Genomic DNA, 24,729 nt, shown 5'->3' with positions numbered 1-24,729 from the left:
ATGCTGTGGATCGTGGCCGGACTCGCCGTCGCGGGCGGAGTGGTCGCGCTGGTGGCCGGGGTGGTCGGGACGACCGCACCCAAGGGGCCCTCCCTGGTGTCCCGGGTACGGGCGGGGCGGCAGCTGGCGACCCGTGACGAGCAGATGATCCGCCGGACCCGCCTGATCGGCGGCGCCGTGGCGGGGGTGCTGCTGTGGCTGGTGACCGGGGTGTTCATCGGCGGGGTGATGCTCTTCCTCGCGGTGATCGGGGTGCCGTGGCTGCTGTCGCCGACGAAGTCAGCCACCGCGCGGATCGCCAAGCTGGAAGCGCTGGGCGACTGGACCCAGCGCCTGGCCAACGTCCTGCGCCTGGGCCGCGGCCTGGACGAGGCGCTACAGGTGTCGCGCAAGGGGTGCCCAGAAGCCATCACTGGCGAGGTTGCTGACTTGGTGGACCGGCTGAAGGTGGGGTGGCGGCCAGTCGACGCGCTGCGCGAGTTCGGCGACGCCCTCGGCGATGTGACCGCCGACAAGGTGGTCGCCGCCCTGGTCCTCTCCGCCGCCGACCGAGGCCCCGGACTTGCCCAGGCCCTCGAGGACCTCGCCGAGTCCGTCCACGAGGAAGTCGCCCGGCGCCGGGCGATCGAAGCCGACCGTGCGAAGCCGCGCACCACGATGCGGTGGATGACCATTATCACCCTCGGCGTGATCGGCTGCGGCTTCCTCATCCCTTCCTACACCGCCCCCTATGGCACCGTCCTCGGGCAGCTGGTCCTGGCCGTCCTGCTGGCCGGATTCGTCGGAGTCCTCGCGCTGATGCGGCAGATCGCCGACGTCAAGCCCGTCCCCCGCTTCCTGATCGCCGACCCCCGCAGCGCCGTCACCCCGCCGCCCGCAGGAGAAACAGACACCGAGGAGCCCACCGTGGAGGTGAGCGCATGATCCCCGTCGCCGCGATCCTGTCCGGCGCAGCCATCGGAGCCGGTGGCGCCCTCCTCGTGCGCGAACTCCTGCGTCCCGCGCCCGCGCTGGGGCCCGCGCTGCGCCGGCTCAACCAGCCCGCGCCCGCCCCGCTCGCCCCGGCGGCGGGAGGCACTGCGGCCAGCCGCGACGAACAGTGGGGGCAGTGGCTGCTGGAGCGCCTCGCCGACGTCCCCGGCATCCGCATCCCCTCCAAGGACCTTGCCCTGACGGGATCCACCCCTGGCCGGTTCCTCCTCACGAAGGTTGCCCTGGCCGGTGCGGGGCTGTTGCTGCCGCCGCTGTCCACGATCCCGCTGCTGCTCCTGGGCCTGCCCCTGTACCTGCCCGCGATCGTCGGGCTGCTCGCCGCGGTTCTGTTGTGGGTCGCGCCGGACCTCGCGCTGCGGGACAAGGCCAGGAGGGCTCGGGCGGAGTTCGCTCACGCCATGGCCGCCTACCTCGACCTGGTCGCGCTGCGCCGCGCGGGGAACGTGTCGGCCGAGCAGGCCATGGAACAGGCCGCCCAGGTCGGTCACGGCTGGGCGTTCGCACGGATCCGAACAGCTCTGGCCCAGTCCCGGGTGGACAAGGTCCCGCACTGGGAGTCCCTGGCCCGGCTGACCGCCGAGCTTGACCTGCCGGTCATGGATGATCTGGCGGCCATCATGCGCCAGTCCGCCGACGACGGCGCCAGCGTCTACGCCACACTGCGCTCCCGCGCCCGCAACCTGCGCACCGAACTCCTCTCCCAGCAGGCCGCCGAAGCCAACGCCGACAGCGAGAAGATGACCGCCCCCGGCGCCCTCCTCGCCGTCCTCGTCATGCTGCTGATCGCCTTCCCGGCCATCATCCGCATGCTCACCACCTAACCCACAGCTCAGAAGGAGCCGATCATGAAGACCCTTGTCCGCCTCAACGTCGCCTGGCGTGCCCACTGGGAGAAGATCCAGTCCCACGCGGCCGAGGACCGCGGTGACATTTCGATCACCACGATCATCATCTGGGTCGCCGCCGTTGCCGGAGCCCTCGCCATCGCCGGAACGATCGGCGTGGTCATCACCAAGTACAACGGCAAGCTGTCCGGAATCTGATCAACCGCCGTCAGGCACCGCAGAACGGAGAGGGGGGACCGATGGCATCGAGCGTCAGGCAACGGCCGCGCGTCAGGGTGCTCGCGGCACTGCGGCGACAGTGCGGCGGGGACCAAGGGGAGGCGTCTCTGCAGATGGCCATCATCTTTCCCTTCGTCATTCTGGTGACGGTCGCGGTGGTCCAGGCCGCGATGTGGGTCCATGCCCGCAACATCGCCCTGACCGCTGCCCGCGAAGGCGTCGCCGCCGCCCGCGTCTACCAGGCCCCCGACAGCGCGGGTACCACCCGCGCCCGCGAGACGCTGCAGCGGATCGCAGGCGACACCCTCGCCAATGCCGCCGTCACGTCCGGGGGTTCCGCGACCGAGGTACGGGTCACCGTCACCGGCAGCGCGCCCTCCCTGTTTCCCGGCGTCTCCGGACTGAGCGTGTCGCAATCAGCCGGAGCGCCGAGAGAGCGGTGGACCACCCCATGAACGGCAGTTCAGGATTCATGTGCTGGGTGCGGCGCCGGACCGGGGGCGGTGACCGGGGCAGCGAGACAATCGCAGCCGCGATCGTCACCCCGCTGCTCCTGGTCCTGCTGTGTCTGGCCATCGCGGGCGGGCGGATCGTCACCTCGGGGTCGAAGATCGATGCGGCCGCCGAGGACGCCGCCCGCGCCGCCTCCATCTCCCGTACCTACGGCGGTGCGCAGGCCGAAGCGTCGGCCGCGGCCGCCCGCTCACTGGACGACCAGGGCATCCACTGCGCCTCAATGAGCACGAGTGTGGACACCTCCGGGCTCGCCGTACCGGTCGGGCAGGTCGGCACCGTCACCGTGACGATCTCCTGCACCGTCACCATGGGCGACCTCCTACTTCCGGGGGCGCCTGGGTCCAGGACCATGACCAGCCGGTTCACGTCCGTCGTAGATGCGTACAGGCCGAGGGAAGGCTGACATGAGCGTGCAGCACCTGCGCCCCCGGTGGCGGGGCCGGTTGCGGCAGGACCGGGGCGGGATCGCCGTCTACACGGCGATCGTGACCGTGGCCCTGCTGGGCATCATCGGGCTGGCCATCGACGGCGGCGGGAAACTCCGCGCCACCGAACGCGCCGACGCCGTCGCGATGGAGGCGGCCCGGGCGGCCGGGCAGGCCATCGACCCCGCGGCCGCCATCACCGGCGCCCCCGCCCGTACCGATCCTGCAGCCGCCCAGGCGGCCGCACAGGCCTACCTGGGCCGCGCGGGAGCCCAGGGCAACACGATGGTTTCCGCCGACGGCACCCAGCTGACGATCACCGTCCACGGCACCTACCCGACCGAGTTCCTGGGGATGGTCGGAATCGGCTCCATGGACGTGACCGGACACGGCTCCGCCCGACTCCTCTACGGCACCACCCAGCCCCAGTAACCCACCGCAGAAAGACCGGCCCATGCCGACGAACCCCACCTCCCCCGCCCGGCCACCGCGCCGCGGCCGGGCGCAGACCGCCGCCGCGCTCGTGCGCGGCCTGCTGGCCCTGACCGTGCTGGCCGCGCTCCTGGCCGGCCTGCCCGTCCTGCTGTGGTGGGCCACCTCCCTTGTCGGGCCCCCCGGAATCGCCGCCCTCACCTCGCTGTTCACCACCGACGACTCAGGCCAGGTCTTCCTGCTGGCCCTGGCCGTCGCCGGGTGGGCAGGCTGGGCCTGCTTCGCCGTCGCGACCCTGCTGGAGATCCCCGCGCAACTCCGCGGACGAAGCGTCCCGCAGATCAGGGGACTGGCCGGACAGCGGGCCGCCGCAACGCTCGTCAGCGCGATCCTGCTCGCCCTGCCCGCCGGAACCGCACTCGCCGCACCCGCAACCGCCGCCCCGCACACCACGGTCACCAGCGTGAGCGCCGCCCCCACCAACGGCACCCCCACCACCGTCCAGACGTCCCCCGCGGACGCCGACACGGCCGGCACGCCGAACCAGCACACCGTCCGCGACAGCCGGCCCGCCGAGAGCCTCTGGTCCATCGCCGAGCAGCGCCTCGGCGACGGCGAGCGGTGGGGCGACATCGCCGCCCTCAACGCCGGCCGGACCATGACCGACGGTGCGATCTTCCACACGGACAAGCCCATCCAGCCCGGCTGGGTCCTGCTGCTGCCCGCCGACGCCCGCCCCGCCCCCGCCGCCCAAGACCACGGCCCGCAACAGGCTGCGCCCACCGCCGCGACGTACACCGTCCAGCAGGGCGACAGCCTCACCAAGATTGCCGAGACCACACTCGGTGACGCAGACCGCTTCCAGGAGATCTACCAGCTGAACCAGGGCCAGGCCCTGCCCGGCGGCGGCACCTTCACCGACCCCGACCTCATCCACCCCGGACAGCAGCTCACCCTCCCCCAGACCCCGCACACCACCCCCGCCCCACCGCCCGCAGAGAAGGATCCGGCACCCGCTCCCCCGCAGCGGACGGCACCCCCGACGCCGTCAGCAGGCGCACCCTCAACCGCCGCTCCGGCTCCGTCCGCGTCCTCTCCCGCGGCCCCGGTCCCCTCCTCCTCCGCGTCGGCCCCCGCAGCCCAGGTGCCGCAGCAGAGCATCCCCGCGCCCACTGCCCCGGCCGCCGGCGCTCCCGCCAAGGCCGCCTCGCACAGCACGTCCGGGATCAACTGGGCGCTGGTCGCCGGGCTGGGAACCCTGCTCGCCGCGTCTCTGGCCGGGGCCCTCGGTGTTCGCCGGATCCTCCAGCAGCGCCAGCGCCAGGCGGGCCAGACCATCGCCCAGGACACCGACCCCACCACCCTGGAACAAGTCCTGGGCGCGGCCGGTGAGCCGGACGGCGTCGCCCTGCTGGACCGGGTGCTGCGCACCATGGCCCAGCACGCGGACACCGCCGGCCAGCCCCTGCCCGCCTTGCGCGGGGCACTGTTGAGTGGGCGGGCGGTGCAACTGCTGCTGGAGGAGGCGGCCGACACGCCGCTGCTGCCGTTCACCGCTGGGGAGGATGCCCGCACCTGGGTCCTGGACCCTGACGCCGTCCTTCCTGATCCCGACGCTGGGGGGTTGCAGGATGTGGTGGCGCCTTATCCGCACTTGGTGACCCTGGGCGCTCACGGGGACGGTCTGCTGATGGCGGACCTGTCGACCTGTGGTGTCCTGCTCCTGGACGGCACCCCCGACGACGTCCTGGAAGTCGGGCGGGCGCTGGCGCTGGAGCTGGGGACGTGCGGGTGGGGTGGCTACAGCGAGATCCTCACCGCGGGTCTTGGGAGCCGGCTGGCGCAGCTTCTGCCCCAGGGCCGCGTGCGGACGATGCCGCACCTGCCGGCCGTCGCCGCAGACCTAGGTGAACTGTTGCTGGAAACTCACCAGAGCGGTGAACAAGCCCTGCCCTGGATGCTGATCGCCGCAGGCGAGCACGACGGTGAACACCTGATGCAGCTCGCCGATGCCCTGGCCGCCGCCCGCGCGCTGACCACGGCGGTGGTCCTGCCCGCCAGCGACGCCGCCCGGCACGCCTTCCCCCACGCCGCAATCGTGGACGTCACCCGCGGGGCGGAGCCCACACTGGAGCTGCTCGGCCTCCCCGTCACCTTGCAGAGGATCACCGACGAGCAATACCAGCAGTACCTCCACGCCCTCCAGATCTCCACCCAGGAGGCGCAGCCGGCCACCGGGGCATGGGGGTTCACTGAGAGCCACGACCATCCGGCCGGGGCCGGGCGTCCGCTGACCGTCCACACCACCACTGCCGATGCCCAGGACCCGGGCAACCCCTTCCCCGCGCTCCTCACCGGAGCATCAACCGGGTCATCCCGCGGCTCCCAGCCCCCGCCTCGGAAAGACGATGAGGCCAAGACGGAGGCGGTGGCCGGGGGCCCTCGGGAGGAGCCTGCGAGCAATTCCGGTTCTGCTGCTCAGGCAGCCGCTCCCGCGCGGACAACGCCAAAGCGCGTGCCTTCCGTGCCTCCGCAGCCCGCCACCGAGGAACCCGGGGTACGCATCGACGTCCTGGGTCCCGTGCGGATCACCGGTACCCAGGCCACCTCCCACAGTTCCCGCACCGCCGCCCTCGCCGCGCTGCTGTGCCTGCGGCCCGGACGCGGCATCGAATATCTGTGCAGGGCCATGGATCCGGTCACGCCGTGGTCCGCCCGTACCATGCATTCGCGTCTGTCCGAGCTGCGCTCCGCGCTCGGGCTCACCAGTGACGGCCGGCCGCTCCTGCCGCGGCCGAAGAACGGCGCCGGGTACACCCTGGATCCCTCCATCACCTCGGACTGGAGCGAGTTCAAAAAGCGCGCATCTCGGGGGCTTGCCGCCGGGCCCGGAGCTGGCACCGCCGACCTCGAAGCCGCGCTCGCACTCGTCCGCGGCCGACCCTTCGAAGGACGCACCCTGCCCTGGGCCGAACCCGACACCCAGGTCATGCTGTCGAGGATCACCGACATCGCCCACACCCTCGCCCGCTGGCACGCCGACGGCCCCACCCCCGACCTCGACGCCGCTCGCCGCACCGTTCACCAGGGCCTCGCCGTTGAGGAGACCTCCGAGATCCTCTACCAGGACCTCCTCCACATCGAAGCCGCCGCCGGCGACCAGGCAGCCATCCGCCGGACCGTCGCCCGCGTCCAGCAGATGGCCCGGACGTACGACATCAGCCTCACCGACACCACCGAAACCGCAATCACCCACGCCCTCGCCGAGACTCCCCGCTCACCCGCAGGCGCCACGCCCCCTTGATCCTCGGCACCTTCAAGCCGACCGGCGCGATCAACTCCGCAGCGGGATAGCTGAGACCCCTGCTCGTGGTTAGTGAGGGGGCCTCCAGGGTCCTGCCGGGCGCCATGAGGGCGGGGGGTCCGGGGGTTGAGATGGGTAGGCGTCGTTGATCGTGTAGTCGGTGTTCGGCTGCCCGCTGTCGTGGATGGGGAGCGGGTGTCACGGGCTGTGGTCGCGCCCGTCGCGTGGTGCGAAGGCTGTGAGGGCGTCGGCGTCGGTCGCGCGGGCGTGCAGGAAGTAGTCGGCCCATTCGGTGATGTCAGGGTAGGACGAGTCCTGGTTGAGCTGGGTGGCTGCGGCTTGGAGGTCGAAGTGCGTGGTGCGGAGTTCGACGCCCGGGCCCAGGAGGGCCCAGTGAGCTCCGGTTCGTCCGTAGGGCATGCCGATGCTGCCGGGGTTGATCACGAGTCGGCCGTGAGCGAGGCGGACGAACGGCATGTGGGTATGGCCGCAGACCACGGTGCGAATGTCGGCATCGAGTCCGTCAAAGACTTCTTCCCAGCGGTCGAGGCGGGAGTCGACCAGGACAACCTCCTCGTCGTCGCGGGGGGTGGCATGGCAGAACAGCACCTTTCCCAGGCCGTTCACGGACAGGGAGAGTGATCGTGGAAGCGAGCTGAGAAGGTCGAGATGGTCCTCGCGGAGCTGTTCGGCTGCCCAGGGGGCGATCGGATCGGGGATCGTTTCGCGTTGCCCCCGGCGGTATTCGAGGAGTTCGCGGTCGGCGTTGCCGCTGATCCAGACGACGCGGTCGCCGAGGCTGGTCAGCAGGTCGAGGACCTGAGCCGGTTGCGGGCCAGCGGCGATGTCGCCGGTCAGCACGATGTGATCGGCAGCGCTGACGTCTGGTTCGGCGAGCACTGCCTCCAGGGCCGGCAGGACTCCGTGAATGTCGGACAGAACGGCTACTCGGTTCAGCATGGTTACCACTGTGGGGCGAAGGCAGCCGAGCAGGGGTGATCTTTCGCCGGGCGCGGAGTTCGAGCGGGCCGTTCAGCGTGTGTGGTCGCCGGGGTGCGTAGTTCTTCCAGCGGCTCCGGCCTCGGTGGCGATGCGGGTGGCGCTCTTGTCGTGGTAGCCCAGTGCCTGGGCGATGACGGGCGCCGGGCCTGGAGGACGAGCTGGCGGATGGCGGAGGTGTGGCTTTTCTCGGCTGGGACGCCGAGTTTGCGGAGCGCGAGTGACAGCCGTCCATGAACCCGGTCCGCTGATGGGAGGCGCGCGAGCGGCCGTGCGCCTCCCACCAGCGGGTCAGGCGATGACGATGGGAATGAACGCCACCTCGGCGCGGGGAGCACTGGCCGGTTCTCCGCTGCCCTGGACAACGAAACCCCACTGCCGGTCCTCGTCGGCTCTGCTGGAGTCGAAGCCTCTGCCAGTCGGCGAGAAGGGTCGGGGTGAGCGGCTCTCCCTGTGAGGCCGCGACGCGGGACAGGGCCATCGCAGCGAGCAGCCGGCTGGCCCGATCCGGGTCCCGAAGGCGGACCGGACCGTCGAACCAGGCAGCGAGTCCGTCGACGGCCGGGCGCCCCGGTGCCGGGCCTACGCTCGCGTCCGAGGACCAGTCGCCCTGCTCCCTGACCTTGCACCACGCTGCCAGCGCGTCATCGCTCACGATAGAACCCGCGACCGGTCAGGCGAATCGCCAGGTCCTCTCCAACCGTGTCGACCAGGGTCGGGGCAGGCACAACGTGGCTCTTGAACCGGCCGCCGATAGCGGCTTCCACCGCCTTCTGCGCCTCTTCCAGGCCCAGGCCGGTGGAGGTGAGGAACCAGGTCAGCGTCGTCTCGCAGAGCCCATACCAGGAGGACTCGGCGTGGGTGCTGTTGACGACCGCGGTGACCAGGCGGGTTACCGCGCGTTCCAGATGCCAGCTTCGGTCCTCGGCGTCCGCGTCGGGATGTGGTGCAAGCTGCTCGAACCGCTCGGCCACGTCCTCCAGCCAGTCACGCCACTCCAGCAGGCAGGTCACCACGCGTTCGGCGGTCTCCTGCGCCTCTCCAACCGAGTGCGAATCGCAGCACCAGGCGTCGATGGGACCGCCGTTGTGGACTGAGTAGTCCCAACCGCAGGCCCACCGGCCGTAGCGGGACACCAGCAGCACGGTGACCTTGTCGATGAATCGAAAGCCCGCCATCCGGTCGGGATCAGCCGTCCGGTCGGCCTCGCAAGGCACCATCGGGACGACAAGCGCCGTCAGCTGTGCCGCCTCATCGTTGTCCCAGTCGAAAGCGTTCCGGCTCGGGTCAGCGGCAGCCCAAGGCAGCGACCAGGCTCGTTCGCGGTGGATGGACGTGGCGTACCCCTGAAGTCAGACATGACGGAACAACTGACCGATCATGCCCACGAGGTCGAGACCTGTCACCCCAATTTGCTGACCCTGCCGCCCGGCTGCTTTCACTCGCCCGACCGCACGTTCACGTGTACCCGCCTGAGACTTACCTGTGTACGCCGACATGGACTCGCTTCTCATATTCAGATCTTGGCCTGGAGACCCGTGAACGGAGTCAGAGGTGACCTACCACTGGAGTCAGTTGTCACTGACACAGCCACCTCGGTGAGGGTGGTGGAGACGACGTACTTCGGCATCACCTTGTAGTCGGCGAAGTCCGCCATGTCCGGCCACACCGGGCTGAACGCCTCGTAACTGGTCCGGCCCATCAGCATCGCTGCGGCCTCCTTCTGCTCGCGGCCCTTGATCTCGAACGCCTCAGGGAGGAACTCGATGTCCTTGAAGGTCCAGCCGGAGTTCCGGTAGCCGGGCTCGCCGCCCGGGGCCTCCACGACGCCGTCGAGCGAGATGAAGGCAGTGCTGATCAGGGTACGCATCTACGGTTCCTCAGTGTTTCGTGTCCGGTTGGCGGGTCGGATCGGTGGACGCTTCAGCCCCACCTTCGGCTATGGCGCACCGACCATGACCTATGACTGATGATCATGAACGAACTCATCGGTCCGCGCCCGGTCTTCCCCGCGATTCTCAACGGCCGAATCGACGTGAAACCCTTGGACGAGCTGGCAGCCGCCGACCACGACGGCAAGCCGACGGTCAGCACCAAATTCAGATGGGCGCTGGGCTTGCCCACGAGCTCGGGTCCTGGCTCAACTTTTTTGAGGGCCGCGGTGACCGGCGTGGTGGTGCAGCGGCGGCACCGGGGTGCCGCCGAGACCCGGACGCCGGCGCGGGCGGTAGGAAGAACGGCGTCAGGGCTTCCGCGTACAGCGGCACGGCAGCCTTGAGGGAAGCGACACCTACACGCACGCCACCCTGGCTACCTGCGAAACGACACCGCCCCGCACTGGAGGAACGTCACTCTCCGCCCAGTCAGCCCAGCTCAGCGCTCCGCAACCCGCCGAACACCCGTGTCGCCAGCCTGTGAAAGATCCATGGCGCCTATCAGGGCCGGCCTTCGGCCGGGGTGCTCCGCTTCGCTTCGGACTGGTTCGGGTTCCGCTGCGCTCCGCCCGAACGGCCCGCTCCGCGAGCATGGGTGACCCCGTTTCACCGGGTGTGGGCCTTCGGCCCGTTGGGGTGGGTCCGCTCCGCTCCCCCACCCGGATACTTTCGGCTGCGCCTCCAGGACGGAAACCCGCTACGCGGGTTTTGGCATCAGCACATAGGCTGTGCCCACCGCGGCGGGGGGACTGTAGCGCAGAGGTAGACGCGCCCTCTTGTCAGGAGGGGATGACGCCGGTTCGAATCCGGCCTGTACCCCCGCCGTGCGTATGCCAGGCGGTCAACCGTCGGTCGCCATCTGGTGCAGCACCCGTTCGGGTCTGGCTCTGGGAGGCGGGGCGGGCTGGCTCTCGGGGAGGGTCAGAAGAAGAAGCCGACTGCTCCCACCAGTGTGATGAGGCAGCCGATCCCGATGACAGTCGTCGGCCAGATCCTCGTACCGGGCAGCCTGCCGCGCGTCGAACCGCTCTTCCTCAAGGGCCGCCAGCAAAGCCCCCGCCGGAGTCCTCACACTGCGGGGCGCAGTACTGCGTGAGGCACGGGCTCAGATCCGGACTGAGCGGGACCGGCTCCGCGAGAACGGCCGCCACCGGGTGACCCCCTGGCGGGCCCTGGCCACCGCGCTCCGTACCGAGCTGGAACACCTCGGGTTCCTCCGCCCCTGGGCGGCCATCCCCGACGGCGCGCAGCACGCCGGGCAGACCCCTGGCGGCACCGGCCCCCACAACGGGGCCGGGCTCACCGCACGGCTGTGTGTCACCCTCCCCAACCAGCTCTGGTCACCTCTCCACCACGGCGTCTACTGGACCAACCAACCAACCCCACGTACGCGCCCTGGAGGCGTGGCCCGACCGGTGGGGAACCAGCGCCACCGCCAAGCGCACCGCGACCGCCGAAGCCCTCGAAGAACGCGACCGAATCGCAGCCCACATCATCACCACAGGCCAGATCCTGCGCACCGCCCTGGAAAACACCGTCATGACCCCTCAGAGACATCCTGATGGGCGCGGGTCGCAATGATGGGGACACCCCTGTCTTCATCATTGCCCGCGCGGTGGCACCCCCGCCTGGCCCCGTCACAGAACCATGCTCCGGGCAATGGCCCGGAGCATGGTGCGTGTCAGGCCAGCTCGAAGCCACTGCGGATGACGCCGTACTCCGCAGGCGACTCCCAGCACGTGTAACGGCGGCCGGGAAGATCCGCCAGGGCGATCCCCAGCGCTTCCGCCAGACCGGCCGCACCGGTCTTACGTCTTCCAGAAGCGGCATCGGCAGCTTGATAGTGGGCGCAACCGCCGCGCACTTCGATCACCACGTACTCCACACGCCTGCCCGCGCCACCCATCGACTCCTCGTCATGCTGCTCATGCCAGGCATTCATCACCTGACCACAGAGCCCGCAGCGCGACTCGTCTCCCCGGGTATCCACGCCAAGATCGTACGGGCCCATCCAGCCCGCGTGGCCACCAGCCATCACAGCGTCAGCGTCCGGGCACCCGCTACCCGAATCCCACCCGCCCGCGAGACTGGGAGACATGAACCGCCGCACCCTGGGCACCGGCCCCCGCCCCACAACCACCGCCACACCGGCCCCCCTTCGCGGACGCCTCCCCGCCGAGCTGGCGGAGACCACCCCGCCTACGCCCGAGGACACCGCGGTACCCCACTCCCCCACCCGACGCCCCCTCGGCACCGGAACCGACACCACCAGTCGCTGACCCGCCCCCGGCCAGCCGAACAGGGCGCGCACGCGGGCCGCTGGGCTCGCCTGCGCGGTTCTGCGGCGGGCCCGGGGGTGCCACTCCTCCGGGCCGCTGGTCGGGGCGCAGCGTGGGTGCTGCGCCCCGGGGCGGTGGGTTAGACGGTGATGAGGTGGAAGGCGCGTTCCAGGATGTCGTCGGTGGTGCCGGTGATCACGCGTTCGGCGCGGGCGGCGTTTTTGAGTTCGGGGCTGGTGCCGCGTGCCGGGGCGCAGTGGTTGGTGTACTCGGTGATGGCGTTGTAGCCCGCCCAGGCGGTTCCGCGGATGCCTGCCTGGGTGCCGGCGTGTTCGAAGAGGTTGCGGATGGTGGCCCAGCGGGTGTTCTGGTTGGTCTTCTTGCGGGCGCTGTCCGCCGTGGTGACCGGCCACAGGTCCTCGACCACCGCGCGGAGCGTGGCGGTGCTCATCTCGATGTCCAGCATCCGGTGGGCGGCCTTCTCGAACTCCTCGGCGTAGGTGAACGTGAGGTCGAGGGCCTGGCGGGCCTGGGCGATGCGGCCGCGTGCTCCGGAGGTGTGCCGGACGGTGTAGCTGCTCTTCGCGTTGCGGAGGCCGGCCCGCAGGGTGTTGGCGCACACCACCCCCACGGGGGTGACGACGATCCGGAACGCGCTGGAGCCGTCGTGGGAGTTGAACGCGGCGATGTAGAGGTCCACCTCGTCGCTGCGGCCGATCGTCATCGACTGGGGCAGCTTCATGGTCAGGCCGTGCCGGACCACCCCGCGCGTACAACCGCCGACCGGCGGTGGGAGCCGAGCAGACGCGGAAGTCGGCGGCGGGATCCGGCATTCCGGATACCGCCGCCGACGGAGAGGCTAGTACCAGTAACTCAGACCCGACTGGTACGGCGTGAGGGTCCGCTGGCTCACGACACCGCGGTAGGTGTACCAGCCCCACTTCTTGCACATGGTCTGATAGCTCAGCGTGTTGTACGCCCCGGCTCCCACACGGACGCGCGGGTAGATGACGTTGTCACCCCAGTCACCGCCGGCAGGGCCGCTTGAATAGGCATCCACCGCCCAATAGACCCCGACCACCGATCCACCGCCCGGGCAGTTCCAGTCGCCGAAGTTCACCCAGACATTTCCCCCCGTCCAGGCACTCGCCGGAGCGGCGCTGAGGCCGACAATCCCGGCCGCCATCAATGAGCCCGCCAGCAGTCCGCGGGCTCTTCGCAACAATGATCCATGCATGAGACCTCCCCTGGCAGCTACGCGCCGTCGCGCACCTCGCCATGCCGTGCAGCTTCCCACCACTTCTAGACGATTGTCAGACTTCTGACGAGATTGATTGAAAGTCGAATATAAATCCGCTCTTCGGTTGTTTGTTCATATAGGCCCTCCCGCTTCTGCTCGTAAGCCACCCCCGCACGCAGCGCAGCTGGGGCCGGCACCGACTCCGCGGCCTGCGCGAGCATCAACTCCACTTCAAGAGGATCACCACACGGAGCAAACGGCACCGGGTTCGACTACACGGCTGGGGTCTGGCACCTCGCAGCCCACGCGCTGACAGGTCGGTGGGTGGCGACAGCAGAGAGCCGTGCACCCCACCGATTTTCGGCCAATAGCGGTCCTGCGGTTCCAGTACCAATCGTTGGCTATGGAGATCCCGGAACAGGTCAGTGACCGGATCCGACGCGGCATCATCCAACTGCGGAGGCGACCGCTGGAGGCCGTGGTAGCGCCCGGGCGCTCCGCGGACACGGTCGGCCCCTGTCTCCAGGGGCGGGAGCAGCGCATCATCCTCGGTACCGACCGCCGGGCTCATGCACCCAGCCCAGCACGCACCGAATCTGACCTCAGCTACCGCACCGGTTACACCACCGCCGCTCATTGGACCGACCCGCCCCGGCCAGGGAGGAAGAGGGTCACGCGCCAGCACGGACGCCGCCCCGGGGGCGGAGGCGAGCGCCGAGCACCTGCACGCTCAGCTCGTCGAGCAAGGCGAGCGGGAGTGGGTCGGCGACAGGCTGGCGTGTTTTCAGGTTGCGTCCGGCTCATGGTTTAGGGGGTGACCTGTGGGGCGCAGGGGTCGTGCTTGTCGTGAGTGGGTGATGTGGTCGGTGTCGGTGTCGGTGTCGGTGTCGGTGTCGGTGTCGGCGAGAGGCTGGGGGTGGGTGTGGGGCTCGGGGTCGGCTCGGCGGTCGGTGTGGGCGGGATTTGGGGCGTGTAGCTTGCGGCGGGGGCGGTGGGCCAGCCGCGGGCCGGCCTCACAGCGTCGGGCTGAAAGAGGATGATGGCCTCGGGCTTGAGGGCGAAGGCGGCCTGCTGGATGACAGCGGGGCCTTCGAGTCCTGCTCGGGGGCTGAGCTGCTCGGCAGCTTTGGCCCGGCAATCGCCCGGTGTGCCGAGGATGGAGTCTCCCGTCAGGATCAAGATCGTCGCCAGCCCGGCCACCGCGACCGCCGTGACCAGGGGACGCAATGCCGGCCGTAGAGCCAAGCCCTCGCCCTGCCGCCACCGCGATCTGCTCGAGCCGCCAGCGCCCGGCATGTTCGGGCCCTCTCCCGCGGGGGCTTTGCGTACCTGCCCGGCCCGGTCCCGAGCCCGCCGCAGGGGTTCATCGGCATCCTCCTGGGCAAGGCGGGCGGAGCGCAGGAGTGCGGCGACGTCCTTGGCAGTGCAGGGGCGGTCGGCGGGATCTTTGGCGAGGAGGGAGGTGACGAGGGCGTCGATGCCAGGGGGAATGGTGGGCTGGCGGGTGCTGGGCGGTTCGGGAATGGTGGACAGGTGCATGGCGATGACGGCGTACGCGGAGTCCGCTGTGAACAGGGCGCGCCCTGTGAGGAGTTCGTACAGACTGGCGCCCAGGGCGTACAGGTCGGCTGAGTGCGTCGGTGGCTGTCCGCCGAGCTGCTCGGGGGCCATGTAGAGAGGGCTGCCGAGGAGCGCTCCGGTCGTGGTCAGGCCGAGCGTGCCGTCCTGGATCTGGGCGATCCCGAAGTCACAGATCTTGACGGTTCCGTCGTCGAGCAGCATGAGGTTGGACGGTTTGATGTCGCGGTGGACGATGTTCCGCGCGTGGGCGGCGGCCAGCCCGTCGCACACCTGTGCGCCGTACTCCAGTACCTTCTCCAGGGGAAGCCCGCCGGGGTGGTCCTCGCGCAGGACCGTCGCGAGGTCACGCCCTTCCAGAAACTCCATGACGAGGAACGGAGAGACGTCCACCTGCCCGTCGTCTCTCGTCTCCCGGTGCTCACCGAGGTCGTGGACGACGGCGATGTTGCGGTGGTTCAGCCGGGCGGCTGCCTCGCCTTCACGGCGGAAGCGGGCCAGGACCTGGTCGGCGAGCCGGTCATCACGCAGGTGCGCAGCCAGCACCATCTTGATGGCAACGGTACGACGCAGCCGCAGATCGGACGCCGCCCACACCTCTCCCATGCCGCCCTGCCCCAACCGGCTGTCGAGCTGGTAGCGGCCCGCTAACGCCATCCCCCTGTGCATGCAGATCACGTTATGCGACCCGCCCGTGCTGGGAGAGCCGTTGCTGTTCTCGGTCGTCCAGGAGCGGAAGCGGGTGGAGTCCTCGGTGACGTTGAGACGTCAGCCGCCGGGCAGTTTCTCGGTCCTGATCAAACCGTCGACGTCATACGTGGCCCGGAAGTCGCCAGCAATCGAGTCAGTTGTCTTCGTGGCCATGCCGTGGGCCTGTTTCCTGATCTGCTGGATCGAGCGGGCGATCGAGGCAAGGGCCACCACTGCGGCCAGTGTCTTGCGGGCCGTCGACACGTCACCTCTGATTACCTCTTCGGCGGCCGGTGGCCAGGAAGGGGAAGCCGGGTCCGGGAAGGACGTACATGGCGATACCGGCCCCAGTGGCGGGCGCTCCTGCGATCACGAGGCACCACGACTTGGCGCAGCAGCGCGGCGGCATCCGCTCGAACCCGGCCGGTGCGAGTGAACGGCGCCGAGCTCCCCCGTAACAGGCTAGCTGGTGGCGCCGGGCGAAAGCACCGTGGATGCCGCGGTGTGATCCTGGCATGCGGCCCACCAGCTGTCACCGCTCGGGTCGCTGACCCGCACGCTCCACACCGGGGGTTGGGAGCAGGGGGCTCCCCAGGTGCACTCACCCCGTGCGGAAGCCGTGCCGACCCTGTGATGCTCGGCTTTCCACGGGTACTTCTCTCGGAGTTCCATAGCGGACATTGAAGCGGAAGAGCGTACAGGCTCGCCGCCGAACGAGCTGATTCACCCGGGCCGCCCGTGGGCCGTCGGAGGGCAGCCCGGGGCTGGGCACCGACGACCCGTGACAGCCTCCGGTACTCGTTGGCGCTGGCAGTCGGAATTGTCGGGCGAGAGGCGCAGGGTAGGCCAGCGCGGATCCCATCCCAGGTGAACGCCCGCGGACTTGTGGACGGGGCGGGTGCCGTACGCCAGCGTGGATCGGGCCAGGACGTCCTCCACTTGCACCGGTGGAGAGAGAGCAGTGCTACTGCTTCGTGTAGCGGGGAGCGACAGGGAGAAGACCATGACGCTGTCCACGCTGTACGCCTTCCTCGGCCACGACCTCCTCGGCAACACCCTGGCCGCGGCCCTCATCAGCCGGGCCGGGTACACAGCCAAGAAGATCCAGGCCAAACTCCGCAACCCGAACACCAACACCGACCACACCACTTCCTGACGAACCGACCGGGGCGCCGCCGTCCCCCGGGCCACGGCGGCCATCGGCACCGCCGTGACTCCGGCGAGCGCAACCTGCCGCCTGATCGGATGCCGACCGCACGCTCAAGCCCCCGCCGCCGGTCCAGACCACGACCATGCGTGGCCCCTCGGAAACCGGACTCCGGCCACTGCCGTCAGGTCAGGACCGCAACCCAGGCGTCGGCGAACGGCGGCCAGTCTCTTACAAGTCCTGGACCTGCGCGCCGGAGTGAGTCAGTCTGGACGCTGTGGACGGAGTCAGTGGGGGAACGGTACTGGCCTTGGTCGGGGTCCTGCTGGGAACCATGGGCACACTCGTGGGACAGCACCTGTCGACTCGCGTGGAGACACGGCGCGACCTGCACCGCCGACTGGAGACCGAGCGGGCAGAGCGTAAGGACGTCATCCTGATATTCCTGGCCGCCGCACAGAAGGTTGAGCTGTTGCTGGATCGCAGGAGCTTGGGCCTGCCGACTACGGATGAACCCCAAGACCAGATCCTCCACGCATTGTGGCTCGCAGAAAAGGCCGTTGAACTGGTCTGCTTGCATCAAGTCGCTCAAGCCGCGCGTCGCTACACCGAGGCACTACACCAGATCGTCCGCGACGTAGCGGCCAGCGGCCAGGCACCCACCAAGCGCGAATGCCGCCTTGCTTTCGTGGAGGCGGCCAGGAGCGAGCTCGGCAGTGCCCGCCCGCAACTGCAGGGATAACACATGCGGACGCACCCCTACCTTTCGCTACCTTCTGCCGGTTTCCTTACGTTCACGCATCGCCCGCCTCCCCCGCCCACACCAGCCAGCCCCGTCCCGCCATTGATCAAGGTGCCACCGTCCCAGAGAAACACCCCGCCCGGATCGGCTTCGGCAAGCCCGTACAGCGCCCGCCCACCCAGGCCGTAAAGCCCCCGGCTTGTGGCCAGGAGCGTGCCCTCGACCCGCTCCTCGATAGTCGCTCCGGTCACGTCAAGGAAACCCGCCATCTGCCCCAATGAGCACTCGGCGGGATCGTCGGGACGCCTCAGCTGATGCCGATGACGGAGCTTGTGTCGGGAGCCGGATCGCCGTGGCGGATGGAGGTGCGGCACGAGACACCGTCTCGGTGGGGCGGGTTTTGGCCGAGCCCCTCCTAACTCTAACTCTCTACGGCCGATCGAGCGAACAATTCTGTCCGGATACAGCATAATCATGAGCCGGCCGACGACCCGGATTCCCGGACCGTGTGCCGACGGCCGACGGACGCCGTCATGGTTGACGTAGAACCAGCGCTTGGCCGACGGCGGGTAGCCAGCGGGGGGGCGCTGCTATCGGTCCAGCACCACAAATGCACCGGTGTGCCATCCGGCACGAAGACGATGTCCGACTCAGGGCAGCCAGGACTCCCGTACGGGGCGGGGCCTGGGCAGGGGCGGATCTTGAGGGTCGGCCCTTCGGGCCGGAGTCCTGCGCTTCGCCTCGGACAGGGTTCGGGGCCGACTTCGCTCGGCCCCGAACCGCCGGCTTGCGGCGGGAGTTGACTCCGTTTCACGAGGTCCGGACCGTTGGTTCGTTGGGTGAGTCCGCTTCGCTCCCCTACCCAAGGTCCTTCCGGCTTCGCCTCCAGGACCCTAGCGGAATCACAGCGCGGATCACATCTCTACTAGAACCACTTCTGGTTGGCTCCACCGGTGGATCCCCACTGCCGAGCACCAGCACCGTTAGCGGTGCTCCAGTCAGCGACCTCAAGGTATCGGCCACTGTACTGGTTGACAAACTCAAAGAACGGAGTGTTATTCATGTTGAAAACGTAGTCCCACTTCTGGTTAGCACCACCAGAGCAGCTCCACTGGCGAGCAACAGCACCGTTAGCAGTACTCCAGTCAGCGATCTCAAGGCACATACCGCTGTACTGGTTTTTAATGTATCCAGTCCCGAGGTCGTAATTCCACTTCTGGTTAGCACCACCAGTACAAGTCCACTGCCGCGCAACAGCACCGTTAGCGGTGCTCCAGTCAGCGATCTCAAGGCATTTGGCGCTGTTGCCGTTCCTGATTTCGCCAGTGAAGCCGCCGGCCGCAGAGGCCGGCGATGCAGGAATTACTGTCAGCGCAATAGCCGCGACAAGGGAACTGAAAAGAACCACAGAACGCTTATTCATGAACTCAATCCCCCGTTATTGAACAAATTTATCCCGATCATAACTGATCATGCTCTTCGAGCCAACCGTCTTTCCTCAGGTTCCGGGGCCGCTGCCCTCCACTCGAACGGGGGTCGTTCTGCGGCTGCGGCCGCTCCCAGGTCGTACCCCGGCTGGGGAAACTGAGCGCATGCCCGAACGTCACGCCCTGGGCACCGGCCCACCGCCTCGCCACTCCCCCGCACAGCCCACAGCCGGCCGAGGTACCGCAAGCCGCCGCCGAGGAACCCGCGGCCGTGCCCCGCTCCCCCGGCCAGCCGCCAACTCGGCACAGGAGCGGACGACGCCGCAGAAGTGGGGCGGGAGGGCGCTGACGCCGGCCCGGGTAAGGACATGCTTGTCGCTGCCGGATTGGCTGAAAGCACCTCCGGCGTCCGTCGCATCCCGCTGTTATGGCCCGATGGGCGGTGCGGTGCTGGGAAGGTGGCATTGGAATCACTTGGCGGCGTCCGGGTGTTGGGGCGCAGTGCGTGTCCGGGGCTGTCGTGGTCGTGATCGGCCGCGGTGGTGCGCGAGGGGCATGCCCGTACCGCGGCGGTTCGTGGTGCGGGTGGTCCCGTACGACCGCACCACTGCCGGTCTGCTGGGGACCTCCGGTCCTCGCCGTCGTGGTGCGGACGACGGAGGGATTGATCTTCGATGTCGTCGACCACCCAGTTACGCCACCCGTTGCCGAGCAGGCGTCGGCGGCTGGCCGCGCTGACCGTCACTGGCGCTCTGGCACTGACGGGACTGGTGGCCATGGCCACACCCGCCAGTGCTGCGGGATCGTGTGCTGACCCGATGGTGTCCGGTGCCACCACCACCATCACCTGCGGCCCCACCGGTACGGGAAGCGTCACCGTGCCGGCCGACGTCACCTCCGTCGCCGTCACCCTGCAGGGTGCCGGCGGAGGAGGCTGGGGCACGGTGCCCGGAGGCAAGGGCGCCCTGGTCAACGCGACCCTGGCCGTCACCCCCGGCCAGGTCCTGAACCTGACGGTCGGCGCCAAGGGCAACGACGGACAGTTCTATCCCCCCAGTAGGTACCTCCCCTCGAGCGGCGGCGGCCTGGTGGCCGTGACCACCGACACCGGCACCCCGCTGCTGACCGCCGGATCCGGCGGCAGCGCCAGTGCTCCCTCACCCGAACCGCCCTCGCAGCCCAGCGTCCCCGGCGGCGACAGCGGCAGCGCGGGAACTGCGGGCATCGATATCCCGGGCGTGGTCGGCGGCGGCGCCGCGGGCGGCGCCGGAACCGCGACCGCGGGCGGCGCGGGCGGTGCGGGCGGCAGCGGGCTGGGCCCGGGCGGCGCGGGCGGCGCCGGCTCCTTCCCCAACGCCGGCGGCGGCAACGGGGGCGCCTCCTACGCCCAGGCCGGCATCGGCGGCTCCGGCGGAGCAGGCTACGGCTCGGGCAGCGGAGGCGGCTCTGGCGGCGTCGGCTACGGCTCGGGCGGCGCGGTCGTCGGTGCCTCCGGCGGCAGCGGCGGCGGCGGCTCCAGCCTGATCACCAGCACCTTCCCCGGGGCCGTTTCGACGCTGACCGACGGCTACAACGCGGGCGACGGCTCCATCGTGTTCGTCTTCACCCAGGACGCGCCCACCGTCACCTCCGTCAGCCCGGCCACCGGCCCGGCCACCGGCGGCACCGCGGTGACCGTCACCGGCACGAACTTCACCGGCGCAACCGCCGTCACCTTCGGCGGCACCCCGGCCACCGCCGTCACCTGCACCGACACCTCCTGCGCCGCCACCGCCCCGCCCGGGACCGCAGGCACTGTGGACGTGCGGGTCACCACTCCCGGCGGCACCAGCGCCACCAGCGCGGCCGACCACTTCACCTACGCCGCCGCCGACCTCTCCGTCGCGCTCACGGCCGTGGGCGTGCCCGGACTGCTGGGCCACATCGACTACACCCTCACCCTCACCAACAACGGCCCCTCCACCCTGACCTCGGCCACCGTCACCGCCACCCTGCCCACCCCCATGACCGCCACCAGCAGCGACTGCACCCCCACCTCCGGCAAGGTCACCTGCACCCTGACCACCCTCGCCAGCGGCACCAGCACCACCCGCCACTTCTCCGCCCCCATCGGCCTGCTCACCTTCGGCAACCCCTACACCGTCACCGCGGTCCGCACCAACAGCGCACCCGTCGACCTCAACGCCGCCAACGACAGCGCCACCCGCAACTGCACCGTCAACACCTCACTTCTCATCACCTGCACCTGACACCGCCCGACAGCACACGGGGCCCGGGGAAAAACGATCCCCGGGCCCTGCCCTGCCCGGATTCACAGCGAACGTGCCTGAACATCCCCAGACAACCGAGGCCCCCGTAAATCGCAACGGACAGTCACGAGAGGGGAAGCCACCTCACACCTGCCGCCCACGGCCCTGCGGAGTCAGAACCGACCCTCCAGGTGGAGTCGGTAGTCACCGAACACAGCCACCCGCCAGCAGCACCACGTCCTGGTCCGGCGCCACCGGTGTGAGGTTGGCCAGCAGCAAGCGGCGGCCGGGCGCGGTCCGGCGCACGGCCCGCCAGTCCACCAACGGCCGGGCCACCGGGAGCAGGGCAACGTCGCGGGTGGAGTAGAGGTCCACCGTGGTCAGGCCGCCGTGCGCCTTGTAATCGACGGTCGCCTGGCCGCACTCTGGCCGACCTGGTCGACGCCGATGGGCAGCTGCCCGACATCGCCCCCGGCGTGCTGATGGACGGCGATGACCTCGGACGGTGGCTCCAGCAACAGAAGCAGCCCACACCTGGCGCAGCTCTCGGCCGAGCAACAGGAACGGCTGACCAGACTCGGCATCCAACCAACCCAGGCACCGTCCCCCGCCCCGACCGCGATGCGCCCGGGGATCTCCAAGGCGGAGCAGGCATTCCATCGAGGGCTCGCGGCACTCACCCAGTGGGTCGAGCGCGAAGGCGCCCGGCCGGTGCTCCGCGGACACACCGAACCGACCACCATCGAAGGCGAGAGCGAGCCGGTAGCTGTACGGCTCGGCGTATGGATCTCCAACAGCCGAGCCAGAAGCGACAAGCTCACCGCCGACCAGTTGGACACACTGCGGGAACTCGGTGTGCCCTGAGCGTGAGGCACCGATCGTGGTCGTTGAATTGACGGTCAACGAAGTGCAGGAGGGTCCCGAACCGGTCTCGGGATCCTCCTGCTGGGTTGTGGGGTGGGAAGACTGTGTCTGGTCGTCTCATCCCAGCGTCAACGGACGCTCAAGCGGAGTTCCAGTTTTGAGAAAGCTGCTGACCTGGTCCATGCGCTCGGAAAAACCTACGGGGGTGTGGTCGGCGAGAAGGTCGAGATGGTCTGCCGGCCACGCTTGAGGGTTTCCGTTGAGGAGCACCAGGCGCTGATCGAAGGCGTAATCTGCGCGCTCGATGCGTTGGACAAGAGAGAGCGCGTGTTCCAGGCCCTGCTCAGAACCGCCGACGGCCTGAACCAGGATTGGGCGTTCGGGCATGTTGACGCGTGCGGTGGGTCGGACTTTGGCCCCGCGGGGTAGTACGACGGTCGGGCGGCGGTCGTAAGCGAGGCGGGCGTCGTCCAGGAAGCTGTACAGCTGGCGAACCAATTTGGTATCCCGCTCCGGAGCGGCAAGCCATCTGAGAGCGTCGGTGGTCAGCATGGGTAGTGACCATAGGTTCGGCCCCTGCCCGTCCGGCCCGGGGATCCGGGCCGGACGGGCAGGGGGCGGACGTTCTTCCGCGTCATTCTCCGCGCGGGGTCAGCACTCGTACCGCGTCGTGTGCTTGAACGTGGACGAGGCTCCCTGGAACCCGTACGTCCCACGGTAGGACGGCGGGTTCTGGTACTCGCCGACGACGGTGATGGAGTCGGCGCACGAGCCCGGCCCCGACCGTGTGGCCTCCAGTCTCAGCTGTTCCCCGAAGGAGCCGCCGGTGATGTCCCACGGAGCGCCGCAGATGCCCGAGGTGATCCGGCCACCCGTCACCACGTACGGGTAGGTGTTCGGGTTGTACGTCAGCTCCATCTCGAACGTGACCTGGCCATTGTGTAGTTGGAGCTTCGCATTGGCCTGGACTGCCTCCGCCGAGATCTCCTGGACCGCGGCGAACGCCTCGTCGCGGGTCTTGACCTCGGCCCCTTGCGCATTCAGGAACCGGTGTTCGCGGGCGGCCTGCTGCCGGCCCTTCGACGTCTTCTGTGCGTGAACGGTCATGCGGGAAGTCCCCTCCGGATCGCCGGCGGTGAGCCGGGGATCCTTCTTGTCAGGCGAGTTGCTCGGCGATCTCTACGCGCAGCAGGGTCCGGACGTTCTCGATGTGGTTGGCCACGGTGATGACCTGGGAACCTGCGAAGAGCAGCCCGAGGGCGACGCCGTCCTGGGAGGTGACCAGGGAGCCGGAGTCGCCTCCGGCGGAGATGTTGGTCGTCAGGATCTGGTCCTTGAAGCGCGCGGTGCCCGCCGCCCCGTAGTTCACGTCGATGGTCGCATCGACCGAGATGATCCGGCCGAAGGTGATGTTCGTCGTCCTGCCGGTCTTGCGGACGAGGTCGCCCACGGCGACGTTGGCCTTGCGGCGCCAGGCCCTGGGCACGCCGCTGAAGTACTGGTCCCGGGTGGCGTCCTGGAATTCGACGGCGCCGAGTGCCGCGTCCACGATGTTGTTGTGCCGGTCCAGCGGGATCTGCGGGGCGAACTGGATGGTGATGAACCGGTCCAGTGTCGCGATCCGGTCGGCCGGGTCCTGGCCGCCGTCGAAGGTGCCCGGCTGGACGATGGGGCTTCCTGCGGGTGCCTGGTTGGAGTCCGCGAGGACGTGGTTGTTGCTGAGGACGTAGAACCGCGCGGGGGTGCCGAGTCCGGGGCCGGGCGGGTCGGTGGAGGCGCCGGGCAGGAAGTCGTACACGACGCTGCCGAGCGTGCCCGCCGTCACACGTACGTTGCCGACCGAGAAGCCGGACGGGCACGGGCGCATCTTGCGCCTGAGCAGCTGCGGCTCGAACGATCCGATGCCGTAGCCCTCTTGGAGCATCGGCTGTGCGAGCTGCGTCGACTGTTCGCGGGCACTGCCGTCGGCCTGGTAGGCGAAGTCCGCCTGCTCGGGCCTCGTCCGGCGCGGCTGCTGGGCGCGCTGGGCGAAGACGTGGCCGACCGCGACCACGTCAGTCGGGGTGCCGTCGTCCATCTGGCGTGGTACGATGTCCCGTTCGGGGAGCATCGACTCGGGAACCTTCTGGTTCACGAAGACCAGCAGCGCGCTCTCGCCGGTCGGCTGTCCGCCGGTCCACTTCACGCCGTGGCCGAAGCCGACGATGTTGGCCATCGGAGCCTGCGGGTGCAGGAAGTCGGCGAGTGCCTGGCGGCGTGAGCTGTCGCTCACCTGCCCGCCGGTGGGTCCTCGCATCATGTCGGGTCGGCTCACGCCGACCACCTCTTCTCTCGCTCGTACGCGCATCGCGTACGGCCCCGGGCGGCGCGTGGCAGTGCCTTCGCGCCGGTGCCATCGTCCGCGCGTCCGCGAACCGTCGCACCGTGATGCCCTCGGGGCCATGTCGTCGGTCCGCTGTTCGCGCCCCTCGGCGCCGGATCCGACTGGTGTGGGCCGCTGACTGAATCACCGGCTCCCATGAGGCGGCTGACCCGCTGGACCACTGAACGATCGCGGCGTCCGCCATCCCCGTCATATGTACGGTCCGGCGGATCTCCCCCTGACCCGGCCGGTACGACAGGTCTATGGCCACCCGTCCACCAGGTCAAGGCGTGCGGCAGTAGATACGCATTTCATGGTGCTCTGCCAGCCTTGACCCCGAACGGCGAAAGCGCGCTCTGGCCCTCAGACGAAGCACCCCATGGCCACGGTGTGATCAGTCAGCCGGTGCGCCTGTCCGGGATTCGGATGCGCCGTCGCGGAGCGACGGGCGCGTAGCCGGGGTGCTGCCGGCCGGGGCGGGTGG

At 69.4% G+C, this 24,729-nt stretch carries 24 protein-coding genes, 1 tRNA gene and 1 pseudogene; 13 read left to right on the top strand and 13 right to left on the bottom strand.

Annotation, left to right across the window (positions count from 1 at the left end):
• Genes AC0693_RS35210 through AC0693_RS35180 form a run of 7 tightly spaced genes read left to right on the top strand, consistent with a single transcriptional unit; the run spans position 1 to position 6,734 of the window.
• Positions 1 to 924 carry a type II secretion system F family protein gene (locus tag AC0693_RS35210; protein ID WP_478804149.1) on the top strand — a complete coding sequence of 308 codons (924 nt, stop codon included), beginning with the start codon at positions 1 to 3 and terminating at the stop codon, positions 922 to 924.
• Entirely contained in the window at positions 921 to 1,814 is an 894-nt protein-coding gene (locus AC0693_RS35205; RefSeq protein WP_478804111.1) for a type II secretion system F family protein, read from the top strand. The genes AC0693_RS35210 and AC0693_RS35205 overlap by 4 nt, the downstream gene beginning before the upstream one ends.
• Positions 1,815 to 1,835: 21 nt before the next feature.
• Entirely contained in the window at positions 1,836 to 2,036 is a 201-nt protein-coding gene (locus AC0693_RS35200; protein ID WP_478804148.1) for a hypothetical protein, read from the top strand.
• A 41-nt stretch (positions 2,037 to 2,077) separates the two neighbouring features.
• Entirely contained in the window at positions 2,078 to 2,512 is a 435-nt protein-coding gene (locus tag AC0693_RS35195; protein WP_478804110.1) for a TadE/TadG family type IV pilus assembly protein, read from the top strand.
• Positions 2,509 to 2,976 (top strand): TadE/TadG family type IV pilus assembly protein, encoded by a 468-nt coding sequence (locus tag AC0693_RS35190; RefSeq protein ID WP_478804109.1) that lies wholly within the window; start codon positions 2,509 to 2,511, stop codon positions 2,974 to 2,976. The genes AC0693_RS35195 and AC0693_RS35190 overlap by 4 nt, the downstream gene beginning before the upstream one ends.
• Position 2,977: 1 nt before the next feature.
• On the top strand, positions 2,978 to 3,430 hold the full coding sequence (locus AC0693_RS35185) for a TadE/TadG family type IV pilus assembly protein (RefSeq protein WP_478804108.1): 453 nt from the start codon (positions 2,978 to 2,980) through the stop codon (positions 3,428 to 3,430).
• Between the two features lie 22 nt (positions 3,431 to 3,452).
• The gene (locus AC0693_RS35180; protein ID WP_478804107.1) at positions 3,453 to 6,734 is read left to right on the top strand and encodes a LysM peptidoglycan-binding domain-containing protein; all 3,282 of its coding nucleotides are present in this window, start codon (positions 3,453 to 3,455) and stop codon (positions 6,732 to 6,734) included.
• A gap of 198 nt (positions 6,735 to 6,932) precedes the next feature.
• Here the strand turns inward: AC0693_RS35180 and AC0693_RS35175 are convergent, their stop codons facing one another.
• The 3 genes and pseudogenes from AC0693_RS35175 to AC0693_RS35165 form a co-directional block, all read right to left on the bottom strand.
• Positions 6,933 to 7,694: a metallophosphoesterase family protein gene (locus AC0693_RS35175; RefSeq protein WP_478804106.1), complete on the bottom strand. Its 762-nt coding sequence runs from the start codon at positions 7,692 to 7,694 to the stop codon at positions 6,933 to 6,935.
• A gap of 683 nt (positions 7,695 to 8,377) precedes the next feature.
• Positions 8,378 to 8,953, bottom strand: a complete 576-nt coding sequence (locus AC0693_RS35170) for a hypothetical protein (protein WP_478804105.1) — start codon at positions 8,951 to 8,953, stop codon at positions 8,378 to 8,380.
• 374 nt (positions 8,954 to 9,327) lie between these two features.
• Positions 9,328 to 9,603: pseudogene (locus tag AC0693_RS35165) on the bottom strand (dihydrofolate reductase family protein); the annotation flags it as partial.
• 808 nt (positions 9,604 to 10,411) lie between these two features.
• Between AC0693_RS35165 and AC0693_RS35160 the strand changes: the two are divergent.
• Positions 10,412 to 10,487: transfer RNA gene (locus AC0693_RS35160), tRNA-Asp, on the top strand.
• An 861-nt stretch (positions 10,488 to 11,348) separates the two neighbouring features.
• Here AC0693_RS35160 and AC0693_RS35155 read toward each other — a convergent pair.
• Complete coding sequence (locus tag AC0693_RS35155) at positions 11,349 to 11,657, bottom strand: hypothetical protein (RefSeq protein WP_478804104.1); 309 nt, start codon at positions 11,655 to 11,657, stop codon at positions 11,349 to 11,351.
• Between the two features lie 106 nt (positions 11,658 to 11,763).
• On the opposite strand from AC0693_RS35155, the gene AC0693_RS35150 reads away from it, so the two are divergent.
• On the top strand, positions 11,764 to 11,946 hold the full coding sequence (locus AC0693_RS35150) for a hypothetical protein (protein WP_478804103.1): 183 nt from the start codon (positions 11,764 to 11,766) through the stop codon (positions 11,944 to 11,946).
• Between the two features lie 139 nt (positions 11,947 to 12,085).
• Here AC0693_RS35150 and AC0693_RS35145 read toward each other — a convergent pair whose 3' ends face one another.
• The 4 genes from AC0693_RS35145 to AC0693_RS35130 all read right to left on the bottom strand — a co-directional run bounded on the left by AC0693_RS35145 (position 12,086) and on the right by AC0693_RS35130 (position 15,718).
• The gene (locus AC0693_RS35145; protein ID WP_478804102.1) at positions 12,086 to 12,688 is read right to left on the bottom strand and encodes a DUF932 domain-containing protein; all 603 of its coding nucleotides are present in this window, start codon (positions 12,686 to 12,688) and stop codon (positions 12,086 to 12,088) included.
• A gap of 117 nt (positions 12,689 to 12,805) precedes the next feature.
• Positions 12,806 to 13,006, bottom strand: coding sequence for a hypothetical protein (locus tag AC0693_RS35140; protein ID WP_478804101.1), 201 nt, complete (start codon positions 13,004 to 13,006; stop codon positions 12,806 to 12,808).
• A gap of 987 nt (positions 13,007 to 13,993) precedes the next feature.
• Complete coding sequence (locus tag AC0693_RS35135; RefSeq protein ID WP_478804100.1) at positions 13,994 to 15,433, bottom strand: serine/threonine-protein kinase; 1,440 nt, start codon at positions 15,431 to 15,433, stop codon at positions 13,994 to 13,996.
• A gap of 99 nt (positions 15,434 to 15,532) precedes the next feature.
• Entirely contained in the window at positions 15,533 to 15,718 is a 186-nt protein-coding gene (locus tag AC0693_RS35130; protein ID WP_478804153.1) for a hypothetical protein, read from the bottom strand.
• A 739-nt stretch (positions 15,719 to 16,457) separates the two neighbouring features.
• Here AC0693_RS35130 and AC0693_RS35125 point away from each other — a divergent pair.
• Together AC0693_RS35125 and AC0693_RS35120 are read left to right on the top strand one after the other, a co-directional pair.
• Positions 16,458 to 16,610, top strand: coding sequence for a hypothetical protein (locus AC0693_RS35125; RefSeq protein ID WP_478740836.1), 153 nt, complete (start codon positions 16,458 to 16,460; stop codon positions 16,608 to 16,610).
• Positions 16,611 to 16,947: 337 nt separating this feature from the next.
• On the top strand, positions 16,948 to 17,343 hold the full coding sequence (locus AC0693_RS35120) for a hypothetical protein (RefSeq protein WP_478804099.1): 396 nt from the start codon (positions 16,948 to 16,950) through the stop codon (positions 17,341 to 17,343).
• Between the two features lie 925 nt (positions 17,344 to 18,268).
• On the opposite strand, the gene AC0693_RS35115 is transcribed toward AC0693_RS35120, so the two are convergent.
• Positions 18,269 to 18,766, bottom strand: coding sequence for an RICIN domain-containing protein (locus tag AC0693_RS35115; RefSeq protein WP_478804098.1), 498 nt, complete (start codon positions 18,764 to 18,766; stop codon positions 18,269 to 18,271).
• Positions 18,767 to 19,444: 678 nt separating this feature from the next.
• On the opposite strand from AC0693_RS35115, the gene AC0693_RS35110 reads away from it, so the two are divergent.
• Entirely contained in the window at positions 19,445 to 21,019 is a 1,575-nt protein-coding gene (locus tag AC0693_RS35110) for an IPT/TIG domain-containing protein (protein WP_478804097.1), read from the top strand.
• Positions 21,020 to 21,223: 204 nt separating this feature from the next.
• Here AC0693_RS35110 and AC0693_RS35105 read toward each other — a convergent pair whose 3' ends face one another.
• Positions 21,224 to 21,394, bottom strand: a complete 171-nt coding sequence (locus AC0693_RS35105; RefSeq protein ID WP_478804096.1) for a hypothetical protein — start codon at positions 21,392 to 21,394, stop codon at positions 21,224 to 21,226.
• Positions 21,395 to 21,511: 117 nt separating this feature from the next.
• Here AC0693_RS35105 and AC0693_RS35100 point away from each other — a divergent pair, with 117 nt between their 5' ends.
• On the top strand, positions 21,512 to 21,883 hold the full coding sequence (locus tag AC0693_RS35100) for a helicase associated domain-containing protein (RefSeq protein WP_478804095.1): 372 nt from the start codon (positions 21,512 to 21,514) through the stop codon (positions 21,881 to 21,883).
• Positions 21,884 to 22,000: 117 nt separating this feature from the next.
• On the opposite strand, the gene AC0693_RS35095 is transcribed toward AC0693_RS35100, so the two are convergent.
• The 3 genes from AC0693_RS35095 to AC0693_RS35085 form a co-directional block, all read right to left on the bottom strand.
• The gene (locus AC0693_RS35095; protein ID WP_478804094.1) at positions 22,001 to 22,435 is read right to left on the bottom strand and encodes a hypothetical protein; all 435 of its coding nucleotides are present in this window, start codon (positions 22,433 to 22,435) and stop codon (positions 22,001 to 22,003) included.
• Between the two features lie 99 nt (positions 22,436 to 22,534).
• A complete protein-coding gene (locus tag AC0693_RS35090; RefSeq protein ID WP_478804093.1) occupies positions 22,535 to 22,990 on the bottom strand; it encodes a hypothetical protein in 456 nt (151 codons plus the stop codon).
• Positions 22,991 to 23,039: 49 nt separating this feature from the next.
• Positions 23,040 to 24,197, bottom strand: coding sequence for a chymotrypsin family serine protease (locus AC0693_RS35085; protein ID WP_478804092.1), 1,158 nt, complete (start codon positions 24,195 to 24,197; stop codon positions 23,040 to 23,042).
• Between the last annotated feature and the right edge of the window lie 532 nt (positions 24,198 to 24,729).

The sequence above is a fragment of the Streptomyces sp. NPDC043876 genome, from assembly GCF_056435825.1.
Note: the sequence above shows the minus strand (reverse complement) of the source record. Positions and strands in the feature narration are given on the sequence as shown.

Bases quoted from the DNA above. Each gene is read 5' to 3' on its own strand.
- AC0693_RS35210 (WP_478804149.1), top strand. From the start codon at position 1: ATGCTGTGGATCGTGGCCGGACTCGCCGTCGCGGGCGGAGTGGTCGCG.
- AC0693_RS35205 (WP_478804111.1), top strand. From the start codon at position 921: ATGATCCCCGTCGCCGCGATCCTGTCCGGCGCAGCCATCGGAGCCGGT.
- AC0693_RS35195 (WP_478804110.1), top strand. From the start codon at position 2,078: ATGGCATCGAGCGTCAGGCAACGGCCGCGCGTCAGGGTGCTCGCGGCA.
- AC0693_RS35190 (WP_478804109.1), top strand. From the start codon at position 2,509: ATGAACGGCAGTTCAGGATTCATGTGCTGGGTGCGGCGCCGGACCGGG.
- AC0693_RS35185 (WP_478804108.1), top strand. From the start codon at position 2,978: ATGAGCGTGCAGCACCTGCGCCCCCGGTGGCGGGGCCGGTTGCGGCAG.
- AC0693_RS35180 (WP_478804107.1), top strand. From the start codon at position 3,453: ATGCCGACGAACCCCACCTCCCCCGCCCGGCCACCGCGCCGCGGCCGG.
- AC0693_RS35175 (WP_478804106.1), bottom strand. From the start codon at position 7,694: ATGCTGAACCGAGTAGCCGTTCTGTCCGACATTCACGGAGTCCTGCCG.
- AC0693_RS35170 (WP_478804105.1), bottom strand. From the start codon at position 8,953: ATGGTGCCTTGCGAGGCCGACCGGACGGCTGATCCCGACCGGATGGCG.
- AC0693_RS35150 (WP_478804103.1), top strand. From the start codon at position 11,764: ATGAACCGCCGCACCCTGGGCACCGGCCCCCGCCCCACAACCACCGCC.
- AC0693_RS35145 (WP_478804102.1), bottom strand. From the start codon at position 12,688: ATGAAGCTGCCCCAGTCGATGACGATCGGCCGCAGCGACGAGGTGGAC.
- AC0693_RS35135 (WP_478804100.1), bottom strand. From the start codon at position 15,433: ATGCACAGGGGGATGGCGTTAGCGGGCCGCTACCAGCTCGACAGCCGG.
- AC0693_RS35125 (WP_478740836.1), top strand. From the start codon at position 16,458: ATGACGCTGTCCACGCTGTACGCCTTCCTCGGCCACGACCTCCTCGGC.
- AC0693_RS35115 (WP_478804098.1), bottom strand. From the start codon at position 18,766: ATGAATAAGCGTTCTGTGGTTCTTTTCAGTTCCCTTGTCGCGGCTATT.
- AC0693_RS35110 (WP_478804097.1), top strand. From the start codon at position 19,445: ATGTCGTCGACCACCCAGTTACGCCACCCGTTGCCGAGCAGGCGTCGG.
- AC0693_RS35100 (WP_478804095.1), top strand. From the start codon at position 21,512: ATGACCTCGGACGGTGGCTCCAGCAACAGAAGCAGCCCACACCTGGCG.
- AC0693_RS35095 (WP_478804094.1), bottom strand. From the start codon at position 22,435: ATGCTGACCACCGACGCTCTCAGATGGCTTGCCGCTCCGGAGCGGGAT.
- AC0693_RS35090 (WP_478804093.1), bottom strand. From the start codon at position 22,990: ATGACCGTTCACGCACAGAAGACGTCGAAGGGCCGGCAGCAGGCCGCC.